Origin of the sequence: Psychroserpens sp. SPM9, from assembly GCF_025153525.1 — a bacterium.
Lineage (GTDB): Bacteria > Bacteroidota > Bacteroidia > Flavobacteriales > Flavobacteriaceae > Psychroserpens.
Map to the genome: position 1 here is coordinate 143,869 of NZ_JANZNR010000007.1, position 17,581 is coordinate 161,449.

General features: G+C 34.8%; 14 protein-coding genes. 2 read left to right on the forward strand and 12 right to left on the reverse strand.

Features of this window, described 5'->3' with window-relative positions; all coding sequences use genetic code 11:
* Together N4270_RS14400 and N4270_RS14405 are read right to left on the reverse strand one after the other, a co-directional pair.
* Complete coding sequence (locus tag N4270_RS14400; RefSeq protein WP_260098046.1) at positions 1 to 1,164, reverse strand: efflux RND transporter periplasmic adaptor subunit; 1,164 nt, start codon at positions 1,162 to 1,164, stop codon at positions 1 to 3.
* 99 nt (positions 1,165 to 1,263) lie between these two features.
* The gene (locus N4270_RS14405; protein ID WP_260098047.1) at positions 1,264 to 3,171 is read right to left on the reverse strand and encodes an ABC-F family ATP-binding cassette domain-containing protein; all 1,908 of its coding nucleotides are present in this window, start codon (positions 3,169 to 3,171) and stop codon (positions 1,264 to 1,266) included.
* A 112-nt stretch (positions 3,172 to 3,283) separates the two neighbouring features.
* Between N4270_RS14405 and N4270_RS14410 the strand changes: the two genes are divergently transcribed.
* On the forward strand, positions 3,284 to 3,664 hold the full coding sequence (locus N4270_RS14410; RefSeq protein WP_260098048.1) for a DUF983 domain-containing protein: 381 nt from the start codon (positions 3,284 to 3,286) through the stop codon (positions 3,662 to 3,664).
* Positions 3,665 to 3,673: 9 nt separating this feature from the next.
* On the opposite strand, the gene N4270_RS14415 is transcribed toward N4270_RS14410, so the two are convergent.
* The 10 genes from N4270_RS14415 to N4270_RS14460 form a co-directional block, all read right to left on the reverse strand.
* A complete protein-coding gene (locus tag N4270_RS14415) occupies positions 3,674 to 4,732 on the reverse strand; it encodes an FAD-binding oxidoreductase (RefSeq protein WP_260098049.1) in 1,059 nt (352 codons plus the stop codon).
* A 99-nt stretch (positions 4,733 to 4,831) separates the two neighbouring features.
* Positions 4,832 to 5,731 (reverse strand): gliding motility protein GldN, encoded by a 900-nt coding sequence (gldN, locus tag N4270_RS14420; RefSeq protein ID WP_260098050.1) that lies wholly within the window; start codon positions 5,729 to 5,731, stop codon positions 4,832 to 4,834.
* 41 nt (positions 5,732 to 5,772) lie between these two features.
* Positions 5,773 to 7,341, reverse strand: a complete 1,569-nt coding sequence (gene gldM / locus N4270_RS14425) for a gliding motility protein GldM (RefSeq protein ID WP_260098051.1) — start codon at positions 7,339 to 7,341, stop codon at positions 5,773 to 5,775.
* A gap of 49 nt (positions 7,342 to 7,390) precedes the next feature.
* On the reverse strand, positions 7,391 to 8,026 hold the full coding sequence (gene gldL / locus N4270_RS14430; protein WP_260098052.1) for a gliding motility protein GldL: 636 nt from the start codon (positions 8,024 to 8,026) through the stop codon (positions 7,391 to 7,393).
* A 74-nt stretch (positions 8,027 to 8,100) separates the two neighbouring features.
* Entirely contained in the window at positions 8,101 to 9,471 is a 1,371-nt protein-coding gene (gene gldK / locus N4270_RS14435) for a gliding motility lipoprotein GldK (RefSeq protein WP_260098053.1), read from the reverse strand.
* 186 nt (positions 9,472 to 9,657) lie between these two features.
* Entirely contained in the window at positions 9,658 to 10,824 is a 1,167-nt protein-coding gene (locus N4270_RS14440; protein ID WP_260098054.1) for a formimidoylglutamase, read from the reverse strand.
* Between the two features lie 5 nt (positions 10,825 to 10,829).
* The gene (gene topA, locus N4270_RS14445) at positions 10,830 to 13,334 is read right to left on the reverse strand and encodes a type I DNA topoisomerase (RefSeq protein ID WP_260098055.1); all 2,505 of its coding nucleotides are present in this window, start codon (positions 13,332 to 13,334) and stop codon (positions 10,830 to 10,832) included.
* A gap of 164 nt (positions 13,335 to 13,498) precedes the next feature.
* Entirely contained in the window at positions 13,499 to 14,713 is a 1,215-nt protein-coding gene (locus N4270_RS14450) for an LVIVD repeat-containing protein (protein ID WP_260098056.1), read from the reverse strand.
* A gap of 20 nt (positions 14,714 to 14,733) precedes the next feature.
* A complete protein-coding gene (locus tag N4270_RS14455) occupies positions 14,734 to 15,129 on the reverse strand; it encodes a hypothetical protein (RefSeq protein WP_260098057.1) in 396 nt (131 codons plus the stop codon).
* Between the two features lie 84 nt (positions 15,130 to 15,213).
* Entirely contained in the window at positions 15,214 to 15,990 is a 777-nt protein-coding gene (locus N4270_RS14460; RefSeq protein ID WP_260098058.1) for a hypothetical protein, read from the reverse strand.
* 145 nt (positions 15,991 to 16,135) lie between these two features.
* Here N4270_RS14460 and miaB point away from each other — a divergent pair, with 145 nt between their 5' ends.
* On the forward strand, positions 16,136 to 17,581 hold the full coding sequence (gene miaB, locus N4270_RS14465; RefSeq protein WP_260098059.1) for a tRNA (N6-isopentenyl adenosine(37)-C2)-methylthiotransferase MiaB: 1,446 nt from the start codon (positions 16,136 to 16,138) through the stop codon (positions 17,579 to 17,581).

Consider the following 17,581-nt stretch of genomic DNA (forward strand, 5'->3'; position numbering starts at 1 on the left):
CTACTGCGCTTTTTTAGAATTTGCTTCAGCTGCTGAATTATTGTCCTCTTTGGTCGCTTCTTCAAAGGGTTTTACCAACATTCCAGCATAAGCGCCTGGTACTGGTTTTGCCAATATGATAGCACCATCTGGCACATTTTTTAAAACCACTTTTGTTTCAGAGAAATAGACTGGATTAACATCAATAACATCTAAGACACTATCTTTTACAACATAAACCTGTTTGCTTTCAAGCATGAGGTTTCTATCAATTTCAATGGCATCCGGTTCATTTTTAGCGTTTAAATTAGCTTCTAAATACATGCCTTCTTTAAGATGCTCATCTTTCACTTCAATAAAAGCTGTGATGGTTTGCGTCGTAGCATCTATACTTCCGTTTACACGAGAAATAACTCCAGAGTAGGTTTGTGTATCTTCTAAATCGTTTAAAACCACAGATTCACCTACTTTTAACAGATTGGCATACTCTTTACTAAGAGCAACTTCCATTTCGTAAACCGTAGGATCTATAAATTCGCCTAATTTTTGTCCGCTTCTAATTAGCGAACCTTCTGTAGCTAATGCTTCGGTAAGTATCCCAGAAAAAGGCGCTCTGATATTATATTTTACCAAACGTTGTTCAAGATTTTTAACCGTATAATAACTAGAAACAATTCCGCGACCTGTAATGAAATAATTTTCTTTTTCTGAAGTCATTTCAGGTAATTTGGGTGTTGTTTTGTTTAAATCGAAACCATTTAGATAGGATTGCCATTTTTGAAACACCTCTGGAAAATCTAATTTTAAATCGGGCATTATCGCAGCGATAGAATTATAGAGGTTACTTTTTGCAGATTGTACACTGGCGTAATATTCTGAAGCATCAATGCGAATAAGCGTTTGACCTTCACGATACTCCTGACCAGGTTTAAACAAGGTGCTTCCCGATTTAAATATCCCTTGAACTTCAGAATACAGTTCGACTCTTCGTTTGGCAACTAAACTTCCATTTGCAGGAATAACGATTGGAACTGTCGTGTTTTTAACCGTATCGACGAATACTGTTTTTATAACCTTCTCAGGTACTGGTTTTGGTTTGGTTTTGGTGTCTACAAGGTGTTTAGCAAAAAAGAAGGCACCTACAATAAGTAAGACGCCTAAAATAGAAAGGATAATATTTCGCATCGATTTGATCTGGTTAGGTTAACTTAGACCACAAAAGTATCGGTAAGTTTAGTTCAGAATTGTTAATTATTCCTTAAAAAACGAAAACTAGTCTGTATTTCAGCTTAATGCGTCTAGTTCTATGGTTAAAGTTTCCCAGTCTTCCATTAATTGTTTGAGCTTTTCTTTTTTTTCTTTATAGCGATCAAAGAAGTTTTTATCGGCAACTACAGCATCATAATTTGTTGCAAGTTCGACATCATCTTCTTTAATATTTTTTTCTAGCTGACTTATTTTAGACTCGATATTACTTAATTTATTATTGAGAGATTTTAGCTTTTTTTGATCTTCGTAAGATTGTTTATTGCTTTCTTTCGGACTTTCCTTAACGACAGTTCGCTTTTCTACCTCTCGCAAATTTTCAACATTTCTTTGTTCTAAATAGAAATCGATATCGCCTAAATAGGCTTTTATTTTCTGGTCTTTAAATTCGTAAACAACATTAGCTAAATCCTGTAAAAAATCCCGATCGTGGGAAACTAAAATAAGGGTACCTTCAAACTTTTTTAATGCTTCTTTAAGTACATTTTTAGATTTAATGTCTAAGTGATTGGTTGGCTCATCCATGACTAAAACATTAAGCGGCTGCAACATCAACTTTGCTAAAGCTAATCGGTTGCGTTCACCTCCCGAAAGGACTCGCACATACTTTTCGACCTCGTCACCTCTAAATAAAAACGAACCTAAAATATCTCTAACCTTGCTTCGGTTGCTTTCGTTTGCTGAATCAATCATCGTATCCAGAACGGTTTTACTTCCATCGAGATATTCGGCTTGATTTTGAGCAAAATATCCTATTTGTACATTATGGCCTAATTTAAGATCGCCCTGGTATTTGATCTCTCCTACGATAATTTTGGCTAAGGTCGATTTTCCTTGTCCGTTTTGCCCAACAAAAGCCGTTTTACTATCACGTTCAATCATCAAATCGATATCAGATAAAACCTGATTGTTGTCATAACGTTTAGAAATATTATGCGCTTCGACCACAACTTTTCCAGGCGTGACTGATATGGGAAAATTTAAAGTCATCACACTGTTATCGTCTTCGTCAACTTCGATACGATCCATTCTATCGAGTTTTTTGATAAGTGATTGCGCCATGGTAGCTTTACTAGCCTTTGCTCTAAACTTTTCAATCAACTTTTCGGTTTGCTCAATTTGCTTTTGTTGATTTTTTTGCGAGGCTAACTGCTGTGCTTTAATTTCGTTTCTTAATACTAAAAACTTAGAATAAGGCTTCGGGTAATCGTAAATTCTTCCGAGGGAAATTTCTATGGTGCGATTGGTCACATTATCTAAAAACATTTTATCATGCGAAACAATAACAACAGCTCCAGAATAGTTATTCAGGAAGCTTTCTAACCAGATGATCGATTCGATATCAAGATGGTTGGTTGGCTCATCTAAGAGTAAGATATCATTGTTTTGCAAAAGTAATTTTGCCAATTCGATTCGCATGCGCCAGCCTCCAGAAAAGGTGTCGGTTAATTTTGTAAAATCATCACGTTTAAACCCAAGACCTTGCAGTATTTTTTCGGTTTCGCCTTGATAATTATAACCGCCAATAATTTCGTATTGATGTTGAATATCATTGAGGTCGATCATCAATTGGTTATAACTTTCACTTTCGTAATCGGTACGTTCAGCCAGTTGCGTATTTACAAATTCCATTTTGGCTTCGAGCGATTTGATTTCTTCAAAAGCTTCATAAGACTCTTCAAGTACGGTTCTTCCGTAGACAAAATCAATATCTTGCTTTAAAAATCCAAAGCTCAAATTTTTATCTGCAGCTATTTGACCTGAATCGGGTTCTAACTCTTTCGATAAGATTTTGAGCAACGTTGATTTACCTGCTCCATTTTTTCCAATCAATCCAATACGATCACCAGGACTTAGTTTAAAGGTGATATCCTCGAAAAGATATTCGCCTTGAAATGATATGGATAAATTATGAATATTGAGCATAGTTTTTTCAAATATTAGAATTGTAATAAACATTACAATTTTCAAGAATTATACTAACAAATAAATTAATTTTGCAGTTAGTAAAAGCTACAAAAGTAAACAAATTTAAGTCATGTTAAAAGGCACAAAAATTTACAGCATTTTCACTGGATCTTGTCCTAAATGTCATCAAGAATCTATGTATCAAACTAAAAATCCATATGTATTGAGTGATGTTTTAAAAATTAATGATCACTGTTCGCATTGTGAAACGCGTTATCGTTTAGAGCCATCATTTTTTTACGGTTCTATGTACGTTAGTTACGGTGTGGGTATTGCATTTGCAGTTGCGGCGTTTATCATTAGCTACGTCATGCTTGAAACTTCATTATTAACGGCATTTCTATCAATTGTTGGGACATTGGTCATTTTAGGACCTATTATTATGCGCTTATCACGAAATATTTGGATTAACTTATTTATGAGTTATGATAAGAGCTTAGTAAAAAAGTAGTCGTTTCCATTAGATTTTCTCTGTGACTTTAAATCGTTTTATATCAATTTCAGAATCAAGTGCGGTTCCGTTTTCAATATGATTAACTAGTTGCTGAGCAACATAGGGTGATATCATAACGCCGCGTGTTCCGAGACCATTTAACACATACATGTTTTTATAGGTATTATGAACTCCAACCAGCGGTCTGCGGTCTTTAGTCGTTGGTCGAATTCCGGCAACTTGATGAATTACTTCAAAATCACATTTGATGATTTGCTTCACTTTAGCAACAAGTTCCGTTTTTGCACGCGAGGTAATCTGATACGATTTATCATCCCATTCGTAGGTTGCACCAACCCAAAACAAATTGTTCTCTAAAGGCACGACAAACACAGACGACTTTAAAATAAAATCTATTTGTAATTCTGGCGCTTTGATGGTAAGCATTTCGCCTTTTGAACCGTTGAGAGGTAAGGTATTAAAATATGGGTTTTTAGTAAGTCCGAAACCTTCTGCAAACACGATATGTTTGGCTTTTATTTCATTGTAAGTAATCCCATCTGCGGAATGCTCTAGTAGGTCATATTGAAAGGCTTCTTGTAGTAAAGCATTTTCTTTCCGAAGGTATTCTTTATAAGACTTTACAAGAAGCGGTGTATTGATTCTGCCAGAATTTAAAACTTCTCCAAAACCGAATTCAGCATCAATACAAGCATTTGCATTCTTGATGAGCTTGGTAGATAAGAAGTTACTTAAAACGGGCTTATCGGAAGCTATAAACCATTCATTTTGTTCTTCAACAGAAGTAAATCGTCTATAGACTGGTAGTTTATAATCAAGCTGAACCTTTAATCGTTTTTCTAAATCATGATATTTTGGCAATGCTAACTCTAATTGAGAAGCCGCATTCCAAACCTGAGAAAAACGTTTTAAAATCACAGGATTATACAAACCAGCAGCCACTGTAGAAGATTGCTGTGATTCATTATCAAAGACCAGAAATGTTTTTTGTTTAAAGCGTAATTCCTCGCAAAAAGCAATCCCAGCCAATCCACAACCTACAATGATATAATCTACAGTTTTCATACTAGCAAATGTACCATAAAAGATTAGTGTCTAAACAGGAATCAATAAAAAACGCTCACTAAAATTTAGTGAGCGTTTTTATTTTATTTGTGGTGGAGCTTAGTAAGCCCACATATCTTGTTCGAAGTTACGGATTTTATCTTTGATTCGATCAGATTCTAATAGTTGCATTAAGGCGTTATCAGCAACGTACTCCTTAATTTCTCTATCTCCAAATACGTTTTCTTCTTTATACATATAACCATTAAAACGTCTTGAGTTTAACAAATGATCAAAGGTAATTGGCATCGCACTATTTTTATTGTTAAATGCTTTCCCTTGGTGTAATACTTCTCTAGCTTCTGGATAGAATACCCAGAATAAAGCATTAGGTAATTTGTTAGTTTCATCGGTAGAATCAATAAAGTTGATGTCTGGTGCCGCTGGTGCTATACCAAGAATTCTATACTTTAATTCTCCGTGACGTTTATCAAAATACCAAAGCCCTTTAATTAAGTAAGCACTTACATCAAATGCTTCAATATTTCTAGTAGTAATGTATTCAGGATCTACATAGCCATCAGCATTAAATTGGTCATAACCAATATCTAAAGTATCAATTTTAGTGGTGATGTCTTTAAGTTCCTTTAAAGAACGTTTTTCATTAAAATAAGAATCATTATACACATTCTTTATTCTTCCATCTTTTACAGCTGCAATCAATGTATGATATAAAGAGCGTCTCTCTTTTCCGATATTATTAGTATCTACAGGAAAGTATAGAGGAAAGTTTACACGTTCGTCTAAAACTACTTTCTCCCATGTTAACTTAGAAAATAGGATGTCTCTATCATCAACATAACCATATTCTAAAGGCTTATCATTATCTAAAGCCAATTGCGCTTCAGTTTTTTTGCCAACCTCTTGCGGTGTTTTAGCATTCAAAATGTTTGCCTGAGCAGACATACTAAATGTGAACCCTACAGTGGCAATTATTGATAATAAAAATTTATAATTCATCTTTTTTAATTTTAAAATTTGGGTTTCTGTAATAGATGGTATTAGTTAGCTAATTCTATAACAGCTGGTGTTGCAGGCTTAATTACTGGTCCACCATTGGTACTTCTAGATTTGATATCAAAAATCTGAACCGTTGCACCACGTTTAGCTTTACGTAAAGCTGCCTTAGCAGCACCATTAAGTCTGTTACCAGAACACGACACTGAAGGTTGTCCAGGTACTTTAAACTTAAAGCTTGTTACTGTTAAAGGTAAATCGAAATCAAAGTCTTCTAATACCGCTTCAACTTTTCCAATCTCTACATTATTTCTTGGTAATTTTCCTTCACTTGATCCAACTATTTTACCTGTTGGTTTTGGAATATCTTTAATTCTAAATACGGCTTTATCACTTACTTTAGAACCATCATCAAGAGTTGCTGTTACATTAATAGTTACTTCACGTCCTGTAGAAGGCTTCATATTGTATTTACCCATACCAGATGCTCTAGAAAGACCTGCGCCACTAGCATTAACTTTATTGTCTGGTACACCAGCAAAAGAAATGGTCATAGGGTTAACAACACCACGGTAAACAACGTTCATTTTATCTGCAGAAATTGTTGCAGAGTTAGGACGAGGTACAACCACATAGTTTCCTTTAATTGGAATTTCAAGAGGTTTACCATCTTCCATAAAAGTAAACGTACCATCAATTTCATGTTCTCCAACACCACCAACGTTAAAATCTAAACGTGCAGCACCAGTAGAATCGATAGCTTCATTTAAATCGATAGACTGACCACCAATACTTAAACCTGTTGGAGGTACTTTAGCATACTTTCCAATAACTACTTTTCCTTGAAATTTTTCACCTGCAAAGAATGCAGATTTATCAGCTAAAATTATAGCTTTATATTTATCTAAAGACACCGCATCAGTCAACACATTCCCTAAGTAATAGTTAATGATATTAGCTTCTGTTACTGCAACATCATTTTGAAATGCAGTTAATTTAGTAAATGAAGCAATTGCAGGGAAACCTTTAAAATGGTAATCTAACCAATCTATTTCCTTGCCATCTTTATTTACAACTTTTTCAGTAGAGAATGTTTTATTGAAGTTTGCTAATACTTTTTGAGCTTTAACATCTTTTCCTAAAATATTACTAATTTCAGTTTTGTATTCTTCTATTTTAGCCATTACTTCTTTACCTTTTACAGTCAATTTATCTCCTGTAAACCAAGCTTCGTCTAAAATATCAGTCTTATCCATTGCTTCAAATGGCAATTTCCCTGTCTCAGTATCTATTTGATAATCCCCTTTTTTAAGAAGATCATTTTTTAACGTTTCAATATAATTGAAAAATTTCTCTGAAGCTGCACTTACTCGATTTGCTTTTTCAGCTGGAACCATAAATTCTTCTGGTTTCTCTTCTGATTTTTTCTCAAGATCAGCAAGTAACGCTTCGTTACGCTCATTTGTTAATTCGTTAGAATCAGCAAACTTTGCTTCCATTAAACCGAAAGCCGATAATACTTCTTTCGACATGTTCATAGCCATCATTGCGATGAAGACTAAGTACATTAAGTTAATCATTTTCTGCCTTGCAGATAATTTTCCTCCTGCCATGTTAATTAGTTTTTAATGTTAATAAATTAATTATAGTTATAAAAACTAATTAGTTTTTGTTCATTGCAGATAACATGCCACCGTAAACACCATTTAATGATGATAAGTTAGATGCTAAAGCTTGCATTTGTTCTTTCAATTTTTCTGCATTTGAAACAGATTCTTCATTAATAGCAGCTTGACGGTTAGCACTTTCCATTTGTACTTTATAAAGGCTATTTAATGATTCCATTTGAGCAGCAGCTAAAGACATTTCTTCGCTGTATTTCTTTTGAGCAGCCATAGCATCAACCGTTGGGCTAATTCCTTTTGCAGCACCTTCAAAATTTTTGATGCTTGACCCTAAGCTAGCCATTAATTCACCATCAATTTTAGCTTCTTTAAGAAGGTTATCTAACTTTTTAGATAATAATCCTTCAGCATCTTTTGGTTCTTCTTTTTTCAGTTTTTTACCTGATCCAGCTCCACCAGCTAATTCTGGGTATACTAAAGACCAATCTAATTCTGATTGTTGTCTTTCAAAAGCTGAATATGTAAATACCAAGGCTTCTACAATCATACCAATAGTTAAGATCAATGAACCATAAGGCCAGTGCTGAATTTTAAATAAAGCTCCAAGAATTACGATTGCTGCTCCAAGTCCGTAGACCATGTTTGTGATTGTGATGTTTCCTTTTTGTGCCATAATTTTGTTTTTTAGTTTTAAGTCAATGAAACTTAAGTAGATTAGTATTTATTTAGTTGAGTTAATATTTAAATTTAGTTGGTAGCTGCGTTTTTAGTAACTTCTGTTCCCATGTAATCCTGAACAGTTCTGAAACCGATATAACTTCTTGCTGAATCGGCATACTCATAATCCCTAGAGCTTACCTGTAAGAAATATGCAACATCTTTCCAAGAACCACCACGTACTACTTTACGTGTATTCTCAGGGTTGTTTACATTTGGATTAAACGAAGCCATATATTCATAAGATGCAGCATCATAAGATCCTTGTACCCATTCTGAAACGTTTCCGGCCATATTGTATAAGTTAAAATCGTTTGGCTCGTAGGCATCCGCTTCAACAGTATACAATGCTTGATCTGCGGCATAATCCCCTCGTAGAGGCTTAAAGTTAGCCATAAAGCATCCTCTGTCGTTTTTAGCATAAGGACCACCCCAAGGGAAAGTTGCACCCTGTAGACCACCTCTTGCTGCATATTCCCATTCTGCTTCCGAAGGTAATCTGTAAGAATTCACAAAGTGTCTTCCTTTAGATTTTCTGTAAGAATTATGATACAATGTTCGCCATTGGCAAAATGCCTTAGCTTGTTTCCATGAAACTCCAACCACTGGATAATCTCCATAAGCGTCGTGCCAGAAGTAATCATTGTGCATAGGCTCATTATAAGAATATGAGAAATCTCTAATCCAAGCCGTTGTATCTGGATAGACCTCTACCTCTTCGGTAACGATAACATCTTTACGTCTTAAATTACGATCTTTTGCCGCTTTTTGAATGTCCATATAGGTGTATTGGAATTTAAATTTCTTTACATCCCAAGTACGTTGACCATTATACGACTCTTCAATTGGTAAATACATCGTATCCATAACTTCAGCATAGTATTCATCTGGATAATCTGCTGTATCGAAAATCAAATCAACATCTTTGTTTAATTTTCTTCCTTCGTAGCCTGTAGGTCCGAGGCCACTATAGTTATTGTACATGTACTTTTCGTACACAGACATATTTTCTGGATCTGCATCATTAAAAGCAAACTCACCAATACCTCCATTTCCTGGAGTTTCACCGATTTCGTCGGCAAGGATTGCTAATTTTGTTCTCAATGTAGAATCTCTTACCCATTCTACAAACTGACGGTACTCACTATTAGTGATTTCCGTTTCGTCCATATAAAAGGCTCTTACTGTCACGGTTCGTGTTGGAGCATCTTGTACTCCAGCTAAATCGTCATCTGACTTACCCATAATAAATGCTCCTCCCGGAACAAGTGTCATACCATAAGGTTTTTCGGGGTGCCATTTCTTTCCTTTAACACCTACGAGTTGTCCTCTGTCACCAGAGTTACAACTGACCATTAGGGCTAAAACAGCTGTTAATAAAGCAAACTTCTTAATATTCATAGAAACTCGAGGTTAAATTATTTAGTTGTAATTATATGTTAAATAGTGTCTTCATTTTTTTTAAGGCAGTAAACATATTTATATATTTTGTAAAAACCAACTTTTTTTAAATCTTTTTTGCACTTCATCCTTAAAAGTTAACATTTCGTCGATTAAAAAAGTGTTAAATATTATTCTATAAATATACTAAATACTGTTCTTTTTATATGCTTTATACCATCTTTCTGGTATTTTTCCTTGGCTAGCCTCAACATAATCATCATGCATGCAAGGTAATAACGTATGCTTTTTTAATTTATTATTAACATTTGGTAAAAAAGGAATCTCGATCCACCAACGTCCTGTTTTAATGCTTTTATAGAATATGAGTTCGTCATCTTCAATTAACACATTGAATTTCTGATAATTATCTTCATTCGTAAAATCATCATCATTTATTCTGCAATTAACACCTTCGACGAAATACCATATTATCTGGGCTATTAACATAGGAGTTGCCTCTAATTCATTGGTCGCTTTGTATTCATAGATACCAAAGGAAGACACCTTATTACTTATTCCAGCATATCGGGAAATAGCACAAATCTCTTTTCCATCAAAACCATTAGGAGAAAACTTTTGCTTGGCACCTACTTCTGCAGCTCTTACCGATTTTAAATCCATCGTCACAATATGCGCATCTCTCATAACGGGTTCGACCTTATTAATATTGTGTGTCACTTCTCCCAATCGATAAGCTTCAAAATAAAGCTTCTCCATCAAGTCTATTTCTTCTTGCGAATTAAAATAGGTTTGATAACCGATAGCCGAGTAATTAAAAAGATTATAAGGTTGTTCTAAAATAATTTTTCCGAGGAAACTGTTATTTTTCATTTCTACGGAAGCATCCCCTAAATCAAAATTACTATCAACATTAACGATGTTCACCATAGGCGACATGGTGTCGTAAGCGCGATAATTGGCATAGGTAAGATCTTGACTTCCACCTATAATAATAGGAATGACTTTTTTTTCTATTAAAACAGAAATGATAGTTCGTAAGGCATAATAAGTATCCTCAACAGTTGAACCTGCAGGAATATCACCTAAATCGGCAATTGAAGTATGCCAATTCCCAGGAAACAAAGAGTAAAACGAAGCTCTGATAGCATCAAAGCTTAGTTCTTCTCCCATATAGTTAACATCATTTCGGTTTTCTCTTACACCGATGATGGCTAATTTAACCTGGGTTAAATCTGGAATACCATTTTGTGTCGAATGAATTTTTATTTTTTTCCCAAGCGCTTGTTCCGATAGTAGTTCATTATGAGCTAATACGGCATCAGAAACAGGAGACAAAAAATTAAAATTCATTAGTATTACTTTTTAGTAGTCGTTTTCTTTTTGGTGGTTTTTTTCTTTGCAGCAGCTTTCTTCTTAGGCGCTTTCGTTTCAATATGTGCCTGCGCTTCTTCTAATGTCATATCAGACACGTCAACCGTTTTAGGTAATTCTACTTTGATTTTACCTTTAATAATATTGTGTCGTCCCCATCTGGCTTTCTCAACACGAATACCTTCGGCTTCCCAATGATGGATCAATTTATCTTTTTCTTTCTGAATTTTATCTTCAATCAATTCAACTATATCACTATCTGAAAGGTTATCCCAATCGTATTTTTTATTGACGTTAATAAACATATTGTTCCATTTAATAAATGGTCCAAAACGTCCTTTTCCTTTTTGAACAGGTAATTCTTTATACGTATAGATTGGTGCATCAGCTTTTTGCTTCTCTTTGATAAGCGCAATGGCTTGATCCATTTCAACATCTAATGGATTGGTTCCTTTAGGTAGCGACACAAATTTCTTCCCAAACTTTACATAAGGTCCAAAGCGTCCGTTATTAACTTCAATAGCTTCGCCTTCATAAGTTCCTAATTGCTTTGGAAGTTTAAAAAGCTCCATAGCTTCTTCATAGGTAATTGTAGTTAATTGCTGATCTGGAGACAAACTAGCAAATTGTGGTTTTTCTTCATCATCAACAGTTCCAATCTGCACCATAGGTCCGAATTTACCTAAACGCACACTTACTTGTTTTCCTGTTTTGGGATCTTTTCCTAAAACACGTTCACCCGATTCGCGTTCGGCATTTTCCTGAACATCTTCCACTCGAGGATGAAAGCTCTTGTAGAAATCTTTCATCATTTTAGTCCAATCTTCTTTACCTTCAGCAATTTCATCAAAATCGGCTTCCACTTTTGCCGTAAAATTATAATCTAAAATACTTCCGAAGTGATTCACCAAGAAATCGGTTACAATCATACCAATATCGGTTGGCACGAGTTTTCCTTTATCGCTATTTACTTTTTCAGTAAGCGACTTATCGGACACTTTTCCTTCTTGCAACAGTAATTGAGAATACTCACGCTCTTCACCTTCGTTAGAACCTTTCTCAACATAATTCCTATTTTGAATGGTAGAAATTGTAGGTGCATATGTAGATGGTCTACCAATACCTAATTCTTCTAATTGCTTTACTAAAGACGCTTCAGTATATCTATATGGTGCACGAGAAAAACGTTCGGTTGCGGTGATATAACTATTAAGTAAGGTTTCATTGACTTTCATTGCCGGCAACATTCCTTCTTGCTCTGTATCTTCGTCATCGGTACCTTCAAGGTAAACTTTTAGAAAACCTTCAAAAGTGATAACTTCTCCATTTGCAGAAAACAATTCACTATGTGTAGACGCTTCAATTTTAACATTGGTACGTTCCAGTTTAGCATCACTCATTTGAGACGCAATAGCTCGTTTCCAGATTAAATCGTATAAACGTGCTTGATCTCTTTCAACATCGGCGGAATGCAATTTGAAATCGGTAGGCCTAATCGCTTCGTGTGCTTCTTGAGCGCCTTTAGATTTTCCTTTATAGTTTCTAGGCTTACTAAATTCAGATCCATAAGCATCTTCAATTTCGGCCTGTGCTCCTTTTCTTGCTTCATCAGATAAGTTAACACTATCTGTTCTCATGTAGGTAATTAAACCTGCTTCATAAAGACGTTGCGCATTACTCATTGTTCTACTTACTGAAAAACCAAGTTTCCTTGACGCCTCTTGTTGTAAGGTAGAGGTTGTAAATGGTGCTGCTGGTGATTTTTTTGCAGGTTTCTTTTCTAAATCTGAAACTTTAAAATCAGCATTAGCATTAGACTCTAAAAATTGATGCGCTTCTTTTTTTGTCGCAAAGTTTTTAGGCAGCTTCGCCTTGAATGTTTGTCCGTCCTCATTAGAAAACTCAGCATCAATTCTGTACGACGCTTGAGGTTTAAAATCTATAATCTCGCGTTCGCGTTCAACAATGAGTCGAACAGAAACCGATTGTACGCGTCCTGCAGACAAACCACCTTTTACTTTTCTCCAAAGCACAGGAGATAATTCGTAACCTACAATACGATCTAAAACACGACGCGCTTGTTGTGCATCGACTAAATCGTAATCGATACCTCTAGGATTTTCAATAGCTTTTTGAATGGCCGATTTGGTAATCTCATGAAATACAATACGCTTGGTTTTTTCTTTATCCAAACCTAAAGTTTCAGCTAAGTGCCAAGCAATGGCTTCTCCTTCTCGATCCTCATCACTCGCTAACCAAACCATATCGGCTTTTTTTGCGAGTTCTTTAAGTTTTTTAACGACGTCTTTTTTATCTTTTGAAACTTGATATTTTGGTTTAAAATCTCCTTCAACATCAACTCCTAATTCTTTTGAAGGCAAATCAGCAATATGTCCAAAACTCGATTCTACTTTAAAATCTTTTCCAAGAAATTTTTCGATGGTTTTGGCTTTTGCTGGTGACTCTACAATGACTAAATTCTTCGGCATATATGATTTTTTGAGGCTACAAATGTATGTGAAAAAAAAGTTATCTTCCTAATTTTAGCACATTTCGATTGTATTTAATCTTAAAAACAAGTGCTTTCATCTAGGGATTTGGCATAAAAAAAGCCTGAAAATTTTCAGGCAAATTTATAAATAAAAATGAATTTTTAATTGAGAATAAACGTACTTACTAAAGTAATTGTATTTTCAGTATCGTATTCATATTGATATAAAGCATTTTCAGAAATTACTAACAAGCGATCATTTAAAGGAATGATATCTGTTGCTTGCACTTCAGTAAAAGTGTCTAAAATTTGTAACTCTAAAGGATTGGTTTTATCAAATATTTTTAATCCCGATGAACCATCACAAACAAATAAATTATTCGCTTTAAAGCCTAAACCATAAGGATTATCTAAAACATGTTGTGCCACTAATGTTGGATATAACTTATCACTCACATCAATAACTTCAAGAACACTTAACTCTTGCCCGCATTCATTACCACCTCTTAACGTTAAATAAGCATAATCACCATCAACAACCACAGGATCACAACCTTCCCAATGTGAAAACTGAGATATATATTCTGGTGTTGCAGGATTTTCTATACTATGAATAAACATTCCGTTGGTGCCGCCTAGGTACAAATAACCATCAGCATGAAACATGGTTTCGATGTTCCATCCTGCGTAATCGGTATGTACTAAATTGGGTTGTGAAAGGTTGGTTATATCAAAAACCGTCATTTCATTAATTCCCACAGTATACAGATAATCTTCAACAATTTGAAAACGTGCTAAGGAACCTCCAGTACCTGTACCACCAAAAAAGGTTTCAACTGTTGAATTGTCGGTAGTAAGCATAATTTCGCGCTCCATTTGAACAAGATCCCAACCTACAATAATATCTGTATTAAAATTCATATTACTAAAATCGGAATATTCTGCTTCATTAGGAATTTGGTAATCATACACACTAAACACATCTTGCATGCGCTCTACTTCTTGTATATTAGTTATTTCTGAAATATCAAACACAACCAAATCTACAGCACTATCAGCATAGAGGTGATCATCTTTAATTGAAATATCTTCATTTCCAGGAACACTAATAAATGCAATAGTTTGAGGCGCAGATGGATTGCTATTATCTATCACATGAACACCTTTAAACTTTTCATTAATAAAAATATAATTTTGATAGGCATAAATTTTTCCCACATTGAAAATAGGTTTAGGCGCTTCAATAACCACCGAAGTTCTAAATTCTACTTTACTCATAGTTTGAGGAACAGCAACTGTAACTGTTTCGGTTTTATTATCGTCATTATTACATGACCAAAAACAAATGACAATAAGAAGAAGTGTGAGTTTTTTCATGAGGATTGGATTTTAATTTATCAATTGGAATAGCTATAAGTAACAGGTTCTGGAAACCCTTCAATATTTAAAATAATTTCATTACTTCCTTCAACTTGTAATGGTCTGACATCAAAAGTGCGTTCCTGACTAAACACAGCCAGGCAAGCTTCATTATTCGTAAAAGCTAGTTTTAAGAAGCGCTGTTCTGGCGATGATTCGGCAACAGCTCCAGAATCTACCAATACCATACTCCATGTACTCCCATCACAGCCGCTTGCTGAAATCAATACCGTTAAGCATCCACCATCCATTATTGCATTAACAGGCGTGTAAGTATCTGTTTCGGCAGACTCATAAAACCCGTTATCGACCACGACAATTTGATCGCAAAAGAATTCAACAGGACCATCATCCTCATCGCATTGTGTATTCATTAGCAATAGCATAAAACAAAAACAAGCAGCGATAATTTTAGTTAACTTCATTTAATAGATATTTCTATTTAGATGCAACTATCTTCAAATGGTTGCGTCAAAATCTGGATTATTTCCAATTTGTTTTACTTCACCTTCCTCAAAACCAACCACTTCTTTGTAAACAAAATACAATGGTACCGCAGCAAAAGAAGCTGTGAAAAATATTCCAATACCACATAATAACATACCAACCAATTGTGCCAAGAAACCAGCAACTAAAGTTAATCCAAAAGTGATAAACCATTTTTTATTGCCTAAATCAAAACTGGCTTTAATCAGGTTTGATCCTGAAATTTCAGGGTTAAAAGCATACATAACGACTAATAAATTAAGAGGTACCATCACATAAATAATAGGAAATACACATAGTAAAGTTGCCAGCATACTTATACCGAAAAAGGCTAAAGATAATTTGATGGTCTTGCTTAAATAAGGTTTACGCAGAAAATAGAAATAATCATCATTAGCTATAATTCCTAAATCTTTTTGACGCATTATTCGATATAAACCTGCTTTAAGCCCAAAAGAAACCACCATCATGGCAAATATGAACAATAAATAGGCTACAAAAATAAAGATCATAGCTATAGGAGCTAAACCATCGTATGCACCAGGATTAGAAGCATCTGCAACACCAAAAATTATTAAAGGTATATAGATGATAAAAATAAATGGAATCATAAAACCAAACATGATGAGTAACATGAGTAAGCCTTGAAGCCACATCTTTTTAAAGAGCTCGATACTGTCGTTAAAAATTTGGCCAAAGTCTAGTTGTTTGGCATTTTGAATCTTTTGTTGAATTTCTGCGAAAAGCATAATAGTAGTTGATTATAGTTTAGTGCCCAAATTACGTGAAATAAAACGCATCTACAAAACTAAATCTACTATGACATATTGTCATAATACTTAAATTTATACTATCTTTGCATGCTTATTGACTGTACAATACTTTCAAAGATTTATGGAGAAAACAATTGACGAAAATAAACAAGGCGAAAGCCTTATTTTAGACCAAAAAGAAGGTAACACTCGAAAACTTTTTATCGAAAGTTATGGCTGTGCTATGAATTTTAGTGACAGTGAAATTGTAGCTTCAATCCTTTCTGAACAAGGATTTAATACCACGCAGACACTTGAAGATGCCGATTTGGTTTTAGTCAATACCTGTTCCATTAGAGATAAAGCCGAACAAACCGTTAGAAAACGTTTAGAAAAATACAATGCCGTAAAACGCATCAACCCTAAAATGAAAGTTGGTGTTTTAGGCTGTATGGCAGAACGCTTAAAAACCAAATTTCTTGAAGAAGAAAAAATCGTAGACCTCGTTGTAGGACCAGATGCTTATAAAGATTTACCTAATCTATTAGCCGAAGTTGACGAAGGTCGGGATGCCATCAATGTTATTTTGTCAAAAGAAGAAACTTACGGAGATATCGCTCCTGTTAGACTTAACAGTAATGGCGTTACTGCTTTTGTATCTATCACTCGTGGATGTGATAATATGTGCACCTTTTGCGTGGTCCCTTTTACTCGTGGTCGTGAACGTAGTCGTGATCCGCAAAGTATTATTGAAGAAGTTAATGATTTATGGAACAAAGGCTATAAAGAAATCACACTTTTAGGTCAAAATGTAGACAGCTATTTATGGTATGGTGGCGGACTCAAAAAAGATTTCGTTAAAGCCAGCGATATGCAAAAAGCGACAGCCATTAATTTTGCACAGCTTTTAGAATTATGCGCCAAAGCTCAGCCTAAAATGCGTATTCGGTTTTCAACATCAAATCCTCAGGATTTAACTTTAGATGTTATCAAAACCATGGCCAAATTTGACAATATTTGCAAGCACATTCACTTGCCTGTTCAAAGCGGAAGTAATCGTATTTTAAAAGCAATGAATCGCCTGCACACACGCGAAGAATATTTTGAACTTATCGATAACATCAGAGCCATTCTTCCTGAATGCGCAATTAGTCAGGATTTAATTGCTGGTTTTCCTACAGAAACCGAAGAAGACCATCAAGATACCTTGAGTTTGATGGATTATGTGAAGTACAATTTTGGATATATGTTTACTTATTCTGAACGCCCCGGAACCATGGCAGAACGCAAATTGGAAGACGATATTCCTGAAGCTATAAAAAAACGTCGTTTAGCCGAAATTGTCCAAAAACAACGAGAACACAGTGAAATTAGAACAAGAGACTATTTAAATACAACCGTTGAAGTGCTTATCGAGCGTGAGTCTAAAAAATCAGATCAGCAATGGTCTGGAAGAACGTCTCAAAATATTGTAGCTGTATTTCCTAAGGCGCATTATAAAGTTGGTGATTTAGTTAATGTTGATGTTAATGATTGTACGAGTGCGACACTTATTGGTGAAGCTACTGGATATTCAAAAGATAATTAA